At 63.1% G+C, this 12,977-nt stretch carries 10 protein-coding genes; 7 read left to right on the forward strand and 3 right to left on the reverse strand.

Features of this window, described 5'->3' with window-relative positions; translation table 11 throughout:
- Nucleotides 1–33: 33 nt before the first annotated feature.
- Entirely contained in the window at nt 34–1,122 is a 1,089-nt protein-coding gene (locus EHW12_RS03665) for a LacI family DNA-binding transcriptional regulator (RefSeq protein ID WP_003945452.1), read from the forward strand.
- A gap of 3 nt (nt 1,123–1,125) precedes the next feature.
- On the opposite strand, the gene otsB is transcribed toward EHW12_RS03665, so the two are convergent.
- Both otsB and kstR read right to left on the reverse strand, forming a co-directional pair.
- A complete protein-coding gene (gene otsB / locus EHW12_RS03670; protein ID WP_003945932.1) occupies nt 1,126–3,666 on the reverse strand; it encodes a trehalose-phosphatase in 2,541 nt (846 codons plus the stop codon).
- A gap of 87 nt (nt 3,667–3,753) precedes the next feature.
- Nucleotides 3,754–4,392, reverse strand: a complete 639-nt coding sequence (gene kstR / locus EHW12_RS03675; RefSeq protein ID WP_003945752.1) for a cholesterol catabolism transcriptional regulator KstR — start codon at nt 4,390–4,392, stop codon at nt 3,754–3,756.
- A 94-nt stretch (nt 4,393–4,486) separates the two neighbouring features.
- On the opposite strand from kstR, the gene EHW12_RS03680 reads away from it, so the two are divergent.
- From EHW12_RS03680 to EHW12_RS03705, 6 genes are all read left to right on the forward strand, one after another.
- A complete protein-coding gene (locus tag EHW12_RS03680; protein WP_007734000.1) occupies nt 4,487–6,649 on the forward strand; it encodes an acyl-CoA dehydrogenase in 2,163 nt (720 codons plus the stop codon).
- A gap of 83 nt (nt 6,650–6,732) precedes the next feature.
- A complete protein-coding gene (locus EHW12_RS03685) occupies nt 6,733–7,773 on the forward strand; it encodes an acyl-CoA dehydrogenase family protein (protein WP_042920532.1) in 1,041 nt (346 codons plus the stop codon).
- Nucleotides 7,758–8,909 carry an acyl-CoA dehydrogenase family protein gene (locus tag EHW12_RS03690; RefSeq protein WP_058227266.1) on the forward strand — a complete coding sequence of 384 codons (1,152 nt, stop codon included), beginning with the start codon at nt 7,758–7,760 and terminating at the stop codon, nt 8,907–8,909. The genes EHW12_RS03685 and EHW12_RS03690 overlap by 16 nt, the downstream gene beginning before the upstream one ends.
- 7 nt (nt 8,910–8,916) lie before the next feature.
- The gene (locus EHW12_RS03695) at nt 8,917–9,918 is read left to right on the forward strand and encodes a bifunctional MaoC family dehydratase N-terminal/OB-fold nucleic acid binding domain-containing protein (protein ID WP_164490611.1); all 1,002 of its coding nucleotides are present in this window, start codon (nt 8,917–8,919) and stop codon (nt 9,916–9,918) included.
- Nucleotides 9,919–9,920: 2 nt separating this feature from the next.
- Nucleotides 9,921–10,361 carry a MaoC family dehydratase gene (locus tag EHW12_RS03700; RefSeq protein ID WP_020968404.1) on the forward strand — a complete coding sequence of 147 codons (441 nt, stop codon included), beginning with the start codon at nt 9,921–9,923 and terminating at the stop codon, nt 10,359–10,361.
- Entirely contained in the window at nt 10,358–11,527 is a 1,170-nt protein-coding gene (locus EHW12_RS03705; protein ID WP_003945661.1) for a lipid-transfer protein, read from the forward strand. The genes EHW12_RS03700 and EHW12_RS03705 overlap by 4 nt, the downstream gene beginning before the upstream one ends.
- A gap of 111 nt (nt 11,528–11,638) precedes the next feature.
- Here EHW12_RS03705 and EHW12_RS03710 read toward each other — a convergent pair whose 3' ends face one another.
- A complete protein-coding gene (locus EHW12_RS03710) occupies nt 11,639–12,943 on the reverse strand; it encodes an HNH endonuclease signature motif containing protein (RefSeq protein WP_125050299.1) in 1,305 nt (434 codons plus the stop codon).
- Between the last annotated feature and the right edge of the window lie 34 nt (nt 12,944–12,977).

Genomic DNA, 12,977 nt, shown 5'->3' on the forward strand with positions numbered 1-12,977 from the left:
GCCGTCTGCGGGCACTACGGCTAACGTCCGTTTATGCCCCGGTCCCGTCAGCCACGCCGTCAAGCCACTTTGGCGTCGCTTGCCGCCGAGCTCAATGTGTCGAGAACTACAGTCTCGAACGCGTACAACCGACCCGATCAGCTCTCCGTCGAGCTGCGGGATCGAGTGCTCCAAGCGGCCAAGCGACGCGGATACCCCGGACCTGATCCGGTCGCCCGCTCCTTGCGAACTCGCAAAGCCGGTGCCGTCGGTCTTCTGCTCACCGAAGCACTCAGTTATTCGTTCCGTGACCCGGCCGCCATGAGCTTCCTTGCCGGTCTCTCGGAATCGTGTGAGGACGCCGGCCAGGGCTTGCTGCTCATCCCGGCCGGGCCCGGCCGCGACGAGGTGGATGCTGCAGCCGTGGTCCAGCAGGCGGGCGTCGACGGCTTTGTCGTCTACTCCGTGGCCGACGACGATCCGTATCTTGCTGCCGTGCTCGAGCGTCACATTCCGATCGTCGTCTGCGACCAGCCGCGCGAGATTCCCGGTGCATCCCTCGTGGGCATCGACGACCGCGCTGCCATGCGCAAGGTCGCCGACTACCTCATCGGTCTCGGACACCGTGACATCGGCGTGCTCTGCATGAGGCTGGGGCGCGACCGGATGGACGGCGTCGTCAGCCAGGAACGACTCAAGTCCCCACACTTCCACGTCCAGCGTGAGCGGATCGAAGGAGTGCGCGACGCGATGGTGGCGGCCGACATGGACCCACTCTCACTCACCGTGATCGAGCGGTACGTCCACACATCGCAGTCCGGGCACTCGGCGGCGGCGGAAGCTCTCGCGACCAACCCCGAGATCACCGCACTGGTCTGCACCACCGACGTGCTGGCTCTCGGCGCCTTGGACTGGGCGCGCTGGCAGGGCATCGATGTACCTGGCCAACTGTCGATCACCGGATTCGACGGCGTCGACGAGGCGCTGCGCGAATCACTGACAACGGTGCGCCAGCCCCAGGAAGAGAAGGGCCGGCGCGCCGGTGCGCTCCTGATGTCGCCGTCCGGATCCGGCGTTCCGATAGTCGAGATGCTCGACACCGAACTACTGGCCGGGCGAACATCAGGTCGGATCAAGGGGTAGCGCTCACGCCAGGAGTTGGGCGCAGCGCAACAAGCCCAGATGGCTGTACGCCTGGGGGTGGTTGCCCAGTGAGCGTTCCGCGATGGGGTCGTACTCCTCCGCGAGCAGTCCGGTGGGACCCGCTGCCGCGACCAACTGGTCGAACAGCGCCTCTGCTTGCAGGCGTTGCCCGATCAGTAGGTATGCCTCGACGAGCCAGGCGGCACAGAGATGGAATCCACCTTCTATGCCGGGCAGGCCGTCGTCGTGATGGTAGCGGTATACCGTTGAGCCGCTGCGTAGTTCGGCCTCGGTGGCTACGACGGTTGCAGCAAAGCGCGGATCCGTCGGATCGATCAGCCCCGACAGTCCGATGTGCAGAGTCGCCGCGTCGAGATCGGTACCGTCGTAGGCCGCGGTGTACGACTGGACGTCGTCCTTCCAGCCTTTGTGTCGTACTTCGTCGGCGATCTGGTCACGCAGTTCCGCCCACTCGGGCAGGGCCTCGCGAGAAAAGCGGGTCGCAAGATCGACGGCGCGGTCGACGGTGACCCAGCCCATAACCTTGGAATAGACGTGGTGGCGCGGGTTGTCGCGAATTTCCCATATGCCGTGATCGGGTTCGAACCAGCGCCGCTGCACTGCTTCGACCATGGCGCACACCAGTTCCCAGTCGCGGTCGCTCAAAGGATCGGGATCACCGGCCTTTTCGCGTGCATTCGCCAGTTCGACGATGAGCTCGACGATCGGGCCGAACACGTCCAGTTGAACCTGCTGATTCGCGGCGTTTCCGACGCGGACCGGCCGGGAGCCGGCGTATCCGGGGAGTGAATCGATGACGGCCTCTGGCGGTAGCGAAGTCCCGTAGAGCGTGTAGAGGGGGTGCAGGCGCTCGGGTCCCGGCAGTGTTTCGAGCACGCGGTGGACCCAGTCCAGGTAGTTCTCGGCCTCGTCGGTGGATCCGACGCTCACGAGAGCTGTTGCGGTGAGGGCGGCGTCGCGCAACCAGCAATAGCGGTAGTCCCAGTTGCGGACTCCGCCGATCTCTTCCGGCAGGGACGTCGTCGCGGCAGCCATGATGGAACCGGAATCGGCGTGGACCAGCCCGCGCAAGGTCAGTGCAGAGCGTTTCATCAAGTCCGGCTTCAGCTTCGGGAGTTCGAGCGTCTTGGCCCAATCGGACCAGTAGGCCTCCGAGGTCGCTCGACGCTCGAGCTCCGGAACGTCGGACGGGCCGATTTCTTCTGTTCCGCAGCGCAATTCGAGGACGACGTCACCCTTGGACGGCTCGACGATGGCGTGGGCGGTCTGCTGGTTTCCGTCGGTGGCGATGTTCCACAGCACACCGGGGGAGCGGAGCACGTACGGCTCGTTGGTGCCGAGGACCCGAATGCCCTCGTCGACGACCTCGAGCGTGACCTGACCCTGGCCGAACTCGGGACGGGGTGCAAACGAGACGATCGCGTCGGCCTGACCGGAAATGATGCGGGTCAGGTCGGTTCGTCCCTGTGGGACGTCGTGGGGGAGGTAGTCGGTGACGGACAGGCTCGCCCAGCGGGTCTGAACTGTCATCGTGCTGTCGATGTACTTCTGGCTCAGCGGCAAGGCTGTGCGTCGAGGCCCGACCGAGAAGTGGCCGGCCCCGGTTCCGCCGAGAAGGTGTGCGAAGACGGCCGCTGAATCCGGTTCCGGGTGACACAACCAGGTCAGCGTCGCATCCGGGGTCACCAAAGCGACGGTGCGCGGACTGGCGAGCATCGAGAGCCGCTCGATGGGCGGAGCGTCGGCGCCGGAAAGCCACGTACGACGCTCGTCGAGCAGGAACGCCAGAGCAGCAGCGACGTCCTCGGTGCTGTCGACGCGATAGTCGGCGACGGTGTCCCCGCTGCCGACCTTGATTCCGATGTCCGGCCCCTGAAGCCTGCTGAACGCCTTTTCGTCGGTCACGTCGTCGCCGATGAAGACGGCAGCGGTTGCGCCGTCCTGATGGCGAATCAAGTCGAGTGCGTGCCCCTTGTCGGTGGCGATGACAGCCAACTCGACCACCGATTTGCCCTCGGTGACCTGAACGCCTGGCCAGAGTGCCGATTCGGTGCGGACGGCGATGAGCGCCTTCTCGGCGTCGTCGGCACTGGTGTTGCGTACGTGCAGTGCAACGCTGGCGGGCTTCTTCTCCACCGTTGCCCCAGGGGTGTCGGCGGCGATTCGGCCCAACTCGGTGACGATCTCGTCGAGCAGTTTCCTGGCGTCGGCGTCGATCGCGTGAACGAATCCGATGTCGAACTCGGAGCCGTGGCTGCCGACCAATTGCACTTCGGCGGGAAGTCGGGACAGCGCAGCCAGATCCTTGAGGGCGCGGCCCGAGATCACGGCAGCCGTCGTCGACGCGAGGCTGGCGAGAGAGCGAAGCGCACGCACCGTTTCCGCCCGGGGATACGCCTTGTCCGGGTTGGCGACGATGGGTGCCATCGTCCCGTCGTAGTCGGAGGCTACGAGCAGACGCGGCGTGCGTGCCACGCCTGACAGCGCTCGGCGGAGTTCGATGGACAGATCTTGTGCGCTCACCTCTTCAAATCTAGGTGATGCAGCGACTCCTGGCTCGATACGTTTCCGGCCGATCAGTGCAAAAATGACAGATGCGACAAAGGATGTCTATTCGGGTTTCCGAGTTCCGTCACCGAGCAGCAGTTCAACCGTCAATTCCAGTCGATTGGCGACATCGGTAGCCGAAGAGCGTCGCGTGAGCCATGCCACCAAATTGGACAGCCACACATCGGAGATCACGCGCGCGATCGCCAACTGCTCTTCGGTTGGCTCCTCTTCGGTCATCGCTCGTGCGAAGAGGCGGTCCATCAACTGGCCCACCTGATCGACCTCGGCCGCTGCGGAGGCGTCGGCGAACATGAACGCGCGAGTCATCGCTTCGGTGAGGAGCGGATCGCGCTGCATCGCGCGGGTGATGAGGCTGAGGATCAGCTGCATCCGCTCGAGCGGACTGGTTCCAGGCGGGATCTTGCCCTTGGAATCGATCTTCTCGAATTCGCGTGCCAGGGCGGACACCAGTAGGTGAACCTTGGACGGGAAGTAGCGATAGAGCGTTCCGACTGCGACGTCGGCACGCTCGGCCACGGCGCGCATCTGAACAGCCTCGTAGCCCCCCTTGGACGCCAAGGCGAGTGTTGCGTCGAGAATCCGCTTGCGGCGTTCACGTTGCGCGTTGGAGCTGAGATCGTCGTCCCCGAGCGTTGCAGAAGCAACCGCGTTGGAGCGGGATCGGGATGTTGTGGTCATCGACAAATTCCTTCGCGCCTTGACTCTTGGCCAGGTGTCATATTAGAACACGTTCTAAACAATTGTGTCACTTATCGAGAGGCGGGAACCAGTTGTGACAATCGCCACGACCGATGAACAGCGGGCGGTCCAGGAATCGATAGAGGCCTGGGCTCGCTCGGCCACGCCGATGGACATGGTACGCCGTGGACCAGCAGTTTCGTGGCGGGAGAAATGGTCCGAGTTCGCGTCTCTCGGGATATTTTCGGTCGCCGTTCCCGAAGCGGTAGGCGGAGCCGGGGCCGAAATCGTCGATCTCGCAGCAATGCTCGAGCAGGCGGCAATCGAACTCGTGCCGGGTCCTGTTCTCACGACTGCACTCGCAGCTCTGGTGGTGGGGCGTAGTTCGTCGCCCGCTGCCAAGCGATGGTCCGAAACGCTCGCCGACGGTGCGCTGCCGTGTGCCGTCGTATTGGACGAAAGTCCAGTTGCGGCAACGGCGAATGCGTCCGGCGGCATCGAGCTTCATGGCGAAGGAGGTTACGCCTGGGGCGGCGATTCGGGCGTATCGGTACTCGTGTCGGCGGGCGTCGTGTCCGAAGACGAAGGCTCGCGTGTCGTCTGGGCTCTCGTCGACGGAGACAGCGAAGGCGTGACCTACGAAGCGGTCGACACCATCGACAAGTCGCGACCACTGGCGCGAGTCTCCTTCGATCGAGTGACGGTCGACGCCGACCGAATCCTCGATGACATTGCGCCAGGATCGGTTTCCGATCTCGCGGCGGTACTGGGGGCAGCCGAAGCTGCCGGAATCGCGGCGTGGAGCCTGCGTACTGCGGTGGAGTACGCGAAGATTCGCGAACAATTCGGAAAGCCCATCGGCTCGTTCCAGGCGATCAAACACATCTGCGCCGAAATGCTCTGTCGCGTAGAGAATGCCGGAGCCGTCGCCTGGGATGGTGCAGTCGCTGCCGAGTCGGGCGACGAACTTCCGATCGCCGCAGCAGTGGCCGCCGCGGTGTCTCTGGATGCCGCTGTCGACACGGCAAAAGACTGCATTCAAGTGCTCGGCGGCATCGGATTCACCTGGGAGCACGAGGCGCACTTCTACCTTCGTCGAGCACTGTCGCTCCGGCAGATTCTGGGCGGATCGTCTCATTGGCGCGCACGCGTCGCGGAATTGACGATCGGCGGCGCACGGCGTCACCTTCAGATCGACTTGAGTGAGCTCGAATCCGACCGGTCCGAAATTCGCGAAGAGGTAGCGCAATTGGTGACGCTGCCCGAATCCGAGCAGCGCAACGCGTTGGCCGAATCGGGCTACCTTGCGCCGCACTGGCCCAAGCCGTACGGCCGGGGCGCCAAGGCCGCGCAACAGATTCTGATCGAAGAGGAATTGGCGGCCGTCGGTATCGGCCGACCCGATCTGGTGATCGGCTGGTGGGCAGTGCCGACCATCCTCGAGCACGGCAGTGCGGAGCAGATCGAAAGATTTGCGACTCCGACGCTCAAGGGCGAGATCACCTGGTGCCAGCTCTTCAGTGAACCCGGCGCAGGTTCGGATCTTGCGGCACTGCGCACGACCGCGGAAAAGGTCGACGGCGGTTGGAAGCTGAACGGCCAGAAAGTCTGGACTTCGCTTGCGCGTGAAGCTGACTGGGCCATCTGCCTCGCCAGGACCGATCGCGAGGTTCCCAAACACAAGGGCATCACGTACTTCCTTCTCGACATGAAGACGGCTGGGATTCGGATCTCGCCGCTGCGCGAGATCACCGGAGATGCCCTGTTCAACGAAGTCTTCCTCGACGACGTCTTCGTCCCGGACGAGTGCGTCGTCGGCCAGCTCGGTGGAGGCTGGAAACTGGCCCGAACGACCCTCGCCAACGAGCGGGTCGCAATGAGCGGTGGCTCTTCGCTCGGCGGTGCGATGGAGGAATTGCTCGAGCTGGCCGGCGACCCCGATCCTGTGGTGGCAGACAAGCTCGGTGGGCTGATCGGAACCGCCATGGTGGGCTCACTGCTGGAATTGCGCACGACACTGCGGCAATTGGACGGTCAGGATCCGGGTCCGGCGTCGAGCGTCCGCAAGCTGGTGGGCGTGCGCCAGCGTCAGAATGTCGCGGAGTTCGCCATGGAATTGGGTGGTACTGCCGGGTGGGTGGAGGGCCCGCTTTCGCGTGAGTTCCTCAACACGCGATGCCTGTCGATTGCCGGCGGAACCACGCAGATTCTGTTGACCGTCGCCGCGGAGAGAATTCTGGGCCTGCCCCGTGATTAGACGGCGTGAGTAGAGGCCTTTAGAAATGTCCACGTTGGTGATACAACTAGAACACGTTCTACATCAGAGACAGGATTGCCAGCGTGGACTTCACTCCCGATGAAACCCAGGAAGCGGTAGCCGAGGTGGCTACCGCGCTCCTTGCCCGCGAACTGGAGCCGGACGCGCTCTGGGCGGCATTCGCCGATGCCGACCTGCTCACGTTGGCCCTGCCCGAGCGTCTGGGCGGCGAGGGACTCTCCGTCGCCGACGTCGGTTCCCTCCTCGTCGAGGTCGGCCGGGCCGCCGCTCCAATTCCGGCTCTCGCAACCCTCGGCTTCGGTGTACTCCCCATAGTCGCTCTGGGGACCGACGCTCAACAGGAAGAATTGCTCACCGGAGTCGGCGCCGGACGGGTGTTCACCGCGGCGCTCGGTGAGCCGGGTCAGCAGTTCCCGGCACAGCCGTCGACCACCGCGCAGCAGTCGGGCGACTGGTATCGCGTCAGCGGGACGGTGCTTGCCGTTCCCTTCGCGGCGAGCGCACACAGAATTCTTGTGCCCACCGACGCCGGAGTCGTTCTCGTCGATCCGACCGCCGCCGGCGTCGCATTGACGCCGACTCCCAGTGCGTCCGGCAGTCCGGAGTTCGCAGTCACCATGGACGAGGCAGTCGGTGAACTTCTCGGTGCCGGCGAGGAAGCCGTCCAGACGCTGTACCGGATCGCCACGGCAAGCATCGGAGCCGTTGCAGATGGTTTGGTGTCCGGTGCCGTCGATCTCACTGCGGCGCATGTCGGCTCGCGTGAGCAATTCGGTAAGCCGCTCGCCACGTTCCAGGCAGTCTCACAACAGATAGCCGACGCGTACGTCACCTCTCGGACCCTTCACGTCGCGGCGTTGTCGGCGTCCTGGCGCGTGTCGGAGGGCCTGGACGCCCAGTCGGACCTCGACGTCATGGCGTACTGGATCGCCCAAGAAGTGCCTGCCACGATGCAGGTGCTTCACCACCTGCACGGCGGTCTGGGCGTCGACGTCACGTATCCACTTCATCGTTACTACTCGACTGCAAAAGACCTGGCACGCCTGCTCGGCGGTGCTTCGCAGCGACTCGACCTCGTGGGGGCCCGGTGTTCATCGATCTGACCGACAGTCAGCGCGCATTGCAAGCTGAACTTCGACGCTACTTCTCGACGCTGATCTCGCCCGAAGAGGCCAAGATCATGCGCGTGGAGCGGCATGGCCCTACCTATCGCGAGGTCATCCGTCGTATGGGCAAGGACGGCTGGCTCGGCGTCGGCTGGCCGGTTGAGTTCGGCGGACGTGGGTTCGGTGAAGTCGAGCAGCAGATTTTTGTCAACGAGGCTGTGCGGGCGGATGTCCCACTGCCTTCGGTGACTTTGCAGACCGTCGGTCCGACCCTGCAGAAGTACGGCAGCGAGGAGCAGAAGCAGAAATTCCTGCCCGCGATCCTCGCCGGTGAAGTGCACTTCGCGATCGGCTACACCGAACCGGAAGCCGGCACCGACCTTGCAGCACTGCGCACTTCGGCGGCACGAAATGGTGACGAGTACGTCGTCAACGGCCAGAAGATTTTCACCACCGGCGGGCATGACGCCGATTACGTGTGGCTCGCCGTGCGGACAGGGTCTGCCGATTCAAGGCACCGCGGCATCTCCATCCTGATCATGGACACCAAAGATCCCGGCTACACCTGGACCCCGATCATCACCTGCGACGGTGCGCATCACGTCAACGCCACCTACTACGAGGACGTTCGCGTTCCGGCGAACATGCTTGTGGGTGAGGAGAATCAGGGCTGGCGCTTGATCACGACGCAGCTCAACCACGAGCGCGTCATGCTCGGTCCGGCAGGTCGTGTCGCAGGGATTTACGACCACGTCTTCGATTGGGCCAAGCGTGAAAACCTGCTCGATCACGTTGACGTACGGCGCGCGCTCGGCGAAATACATGCGACGTACCGCCTCAACGAACTGCTCAACTGGCAAGTGGCGTCGAGTGATTCGGAGTCGGTGGATATCGCCGACGCTTCGGCAACCAAAGTGTTTGCGACCGAGCGTATCCAGCGGGTCGGTCGACTGGCGGAAGAGATCGTCGGGCGGTACGGAAATCCGATCGATCCCGAAACTGCTGATCTCATGGAGTGGCTGGACATGCAGATCAAGCGCAACCTGGTGATCACCTTCGGCGGTGGAGTCAACGAGGTGATGCGCGAATTGATCGCTACCGCCGGCCTGAAGCTTCCCCGCGTTCCGAGATAGGAAACAAATCGTGTCAGATCCCATTCTCACTGCTACCGAGCGGGTTCGAGAGGACGGGCCAAGCGCTCCTCGCGCCGGCCGGGACCCCGTGAACGTGCCGATGATCCGCAACTGGGTCGAGGCGATCGGTGACGAGAACCCGATCTATGTCGACGAATCGGCCGCCCGCGCCGCCGGACACGACGGAATAGTCGCACCGCCGGCGATGGCGCAGGTATGGACGATGCGCGGTCTGGGGGCAATTCGAGAAGCCGACGACCCGTTGGGCCGGATGACGGACATCCTCGACGAGGCCGGATTCACCTCCGTCGTCGCGACCAACTGCGATCAGATCTACCACCGCTACTTGAAGCCGGGTGAAGAAGTCACCATCTCCTCGGTGTTGGAAGACGTAGTGGGACCCAAGAAGACAGGTCTTGGTGAAGGATGGTTCTTCACTACTCGCAGCTTCTGGCGGGTCGGCGAAGAACTGGTCTCGGAGATGATGTTCCGGATCTTGAAGTTCGCGCCGCCAGTCAGCGAGAGTTCCTCCACTGACGTGCCTGCGGACCTGGACGCATCTCGAATGCTGCGTCCGACAGCATCCCTCGACACGCAGTTCTTCTGGGACGGTGTCGCCGCACACGAGTTACGTATTCAACTGCGTGCGGACGGGTCGGTACAGCACCCGCCGGTGCCCGCGATCTGGAAACACAAGTCGGAGCAGACCGACTACGTGGTGGCGTCAGGTCGGGGAACGGTCTTCAGCTTTGTCGTTCACCACGCCCCCAAGGTTCCTGGTCGGTCGTTGCCGTTCGTCGTTGCCCTGGTCGAACTGCCTGAGGGTGTGCGGATGCTCGGCGAATTGCGCGGCGTCGATCCGTCGAGTGTGTCGATCGGAATGGAGGTGGAGGCGATCTACCTCGACTTCCCCGGAGACGACGAGACCGGGGGAACTCCCTGGACTCTGTACGCCTGGCAGCCGGTTTCTGTGTCTGCGGTGTCTGCGGTTTCTGCGGTGAAGGAGTGACGATGACTTTGACGACGGATATCACTGTGGGAGAGGTTCTTCCGCAGCTTTCGATTTACGGCGACCCGACGTTTGTGGTCTCGGCGGCGCTCGCTACCCGCGATTTTCAAGATGTTCACCACGACCGCGATCTCGCACAGAAACGCGGCTCGAAAGACATTTTCGTCAACATCCTCACCGACACCGGCTTGGTGCAGCGATTCGTGACCGATTGGGCCGGACCGCGGGCTGTACTCACGTCGATCAAACTCCGCCTCGGAGTCCCCTGGTACGCCTACGACACCTTGACGCTCTCCGGAACGGTGACCTCCTACGACGAGGATCTCGTGTCGCTCGCGGTGGTCGGCAAGAACAGCCTGGGAGATCACATCACCGCACAGGTCACACTGGCATTTCCGGCGTCGGGCTCGAATGGAGACATTGAAAACGGAGACATTGAATGAGCGCATTGTCCGGCAAGGCAGCGATCGTCGGAATCGGAGCCACGGATTTCTCGAAGGACTCCGGTCGCAGTGAACTGCGACTGGCCGCCGAGGCTGTTCAAGCCGCGTTGGACGACGCCGGTCTGACACCCGCCGACGTCGACGGTCTTACCTCGTTCACCATGGACACCAACACCGAAGTGGCAGTAGCTCGTTCGGTGGGGATTCCGAACCTCAAGTTCTTCAGCCGCATTCACTACGGTGGTGGTGCCGCTGCGGCGACGATTCAGCAGGCCGCCATGGCTGTTGCCACCGGCGTCGCAGACGTCGTCGTCGCTTACCGCGCGTTCAACGAGCGATCGGGTGCCCGTTTCGGGCAGGTGAACTCCGGCCTTGTGGCGCAGGTCAATTCGTCGGGCACGGATAACGCTTTTTCCTATCCTCACGGATTGGGTACTCCCGCATCCTTTGTCGCGATGGTCGCGCAGCGATACATGCACGTATACGGAGCGTCCAGCGAGGACTTCGGTCGAATCGCCGTCGCGGACCGTAAGCATGCAGCCACCAATCCGAAGGCGTTCTTCTACGGAAAACCGATTACCCTCGAGGACCATCAGAATTCGCGATTCATCGCCGAACCTTTGCATCTTCTCGATTGCTGCCAGGAGTCCGACGGCGGCATCGCGATCGTCGTCACCTCGGCAGAACGAGCCAAAGATCTGAAGAACACCCCAGCCGTTATCGCAGCGGCCGCACAGGGCAGCGGGGCAGATCAATACATCATGACCAGCTATTACCGCGACGGTTTGACCGGCTTACCGGAGATGGGCCTTGTCGGCGATCAGCTCTGGTCACAAAGTGGGCTGCGCCCGTCGGACATGCAGACGGCGATCTTCTACGACCACTTCACGCCCTATGTTCTGATGCAGCTCGAGGAACTCGGTTTCTGTGGCAGGGGAGAGGCCAAGGACTTCATCGCCGGTGGCGCAATCGAACTCGGCGGCAAGCTTCCGATCAACACCCATGGTGGACAGCTCGGCGAGGCATACATTCACGGGATGAACGGTATCGCCGAGGGTGTTCGGCAGATCCGCGGTACTTCGGTCAACCAGGTCGACTCCGTCGAGAATGTACTGGTGACTGCGGGAACGGGCGTTCCGACATCGGGGCTTGTGCTGACTCGCTGATTATCGTGGGCACAGCTTCATCAAGCGTCACGGCCGGTTGGCACCGCATCGAGGTCTCCTTCGATGCGGTGCTCGGTCCGTGTTCTGTTGTCGCCAAAGAGGTTTGACCTCTCAGGTTTTGAAGGTGGTGTTCGCCGGCCTGGGTTGCTGTCCGGGGTCGATCGAGGGCGGCGGGATGAACCAGGGCTTGTTGTCGACACCGATCCGGATTTCCCATTTCCCGACGAACCCGGATTTTCGGTGCATCAACCGGTGATGTGAACGGCACAGCAGGACCAGGTTGTTCATCACCGTCGGGCCACCGTTGGCCCAGTGCCGGATATGGTGCGCATCAGTCCACGCGGGCACGCATGTGCAGCCCGGGAACGCGCAGCCTCTGTCTCGGGCAATCAACGCCACTCGCTGTTCGGCGGTGACCAACCGTTTTCCTGGTTGCGCATCGAGCGGTGCCCCATGATCGTCGAGCAGAACGGTCGACAGGAAACAATCACACCCGAGAAGCCTTGTCTGCGACACGGACAGCGGTCCGAGCCAGGGCATGTGCCCGACATCAAGATCAGACACAGCCACTCCACCATCAGCCATGGAGGGTGTTGCGGCGCAGTCCCGATGCTCGGCCAGATCCCGAGCATTGATGTGCACATTCACGTGCGGACGCTGACCACCATCGATTCCGGTCTTGGCGCAATCGAGATAGCGGCGGATCAGTTCGGTGAACCCGTCGGCCGTGCGTTTCGCCGCCGACCGGGCATCGGGGGTTCCGTCCGGTGCCGGGGTCGGCATCGTCAGATTCGACAGGGCCGAGAGCAGCATTTCTCCGGTGAGGGCGTCGAAATCCCCACGCACCACCACCCGACCGTTCAATGTCGACGCGATCCGCAACTCGTTCCGGTCGACGTCTTCGGCGGGTGGAATTTCATCGGATTCGAAGATTCGCTCCAAGGTCGCGATCACGTTCCGCACTTTCGTGGTCGTCGCTTCCACGCCCGACGCAGCCGCAAGCAGTAGGTCGATACAGCGAGGGAGCGCGGCGTCTGGCATGCCTTTCGGTGGTGATTCGCAGAACGCCACGATCAACACCGCATGCTCGAAGGAGCAGTCCCCGCCATCGAACCGAGCAGCCACCGCCGGAAACGGCCGCAAAGCTGCACCCAGGGCGGCGATCTTCTTCCCGTCCCGAACCTGCAGCATCGTATTCGCCGCCAACCACGCACCCACCCCGCGGCTGGCAATCACCTGATCATCCGGGCGCGTCGACAACTCGTCCACCACGGCCACACGCACAGCTTCGAGACGAAGAATCTCCGCACTCGCTTCGACAGCAGCAGCGCGCAACTCGGCAGCAGTCAACCGCCACAGACGTCCGCGTAACCCCACCGCAGAACCAGACACCACGTCCGACAACAAGACACTCATTGAATCCCCCGATCCCCTCCCCAAAGGATACTCG

Origin of the sequence: Rhodococcus sp. NJ-530, assembly GCF_003860625.1 — a bacterium.
Lineage (GTDB): Bacteria > Actinomycetota > Actinomycetes > Mycobacteriales > Mycobacteriaceae > Rhodococcus_F > Rhodococcus_F qingshengii.

What these genes read in the sequence shown, in the direction of transcription:
- EHW12_RS03665 (WP_003945452.1), top strand. Translation starts at nt 34, where the DNA reads ATGCCCCGGTCCCGTCAGCCACGCCGTCAAGCCACTTTGGCGTCGCTT.
- kstR (WP_003945752.1), bottom strand. Translation starts at nt 4,392, where the DNA reads ATGACCACAACATCCCGATCCCGCTCCAACGCGGTTGCTTCTGCAACG.
- EHW12_RS03700 (WP_020968404.1), top strand. Translation starts at nt 9,921, where the DNA reads ATGACTTTGACGACGGATATCACTGTGGGAGAGGTTCTTCCGCAGCTT.
- EHW12_RS03705 (WP_003945661.1), top strand. Translation starts at nt 10,358, where the DNA reads ATGAGCGCATTGTCCGGCAAGGCAGCGATCGTCGGAATCGGAGCCACG.
- EHW12_RS03710 (WP_125050299.1), bottom strand. Translation starts at nt 12,943, where the DNA reads ATGAGTGTCTTGTTGTCGGACGTGGTGTCTGGTTCTGCGGTGGGGTTA.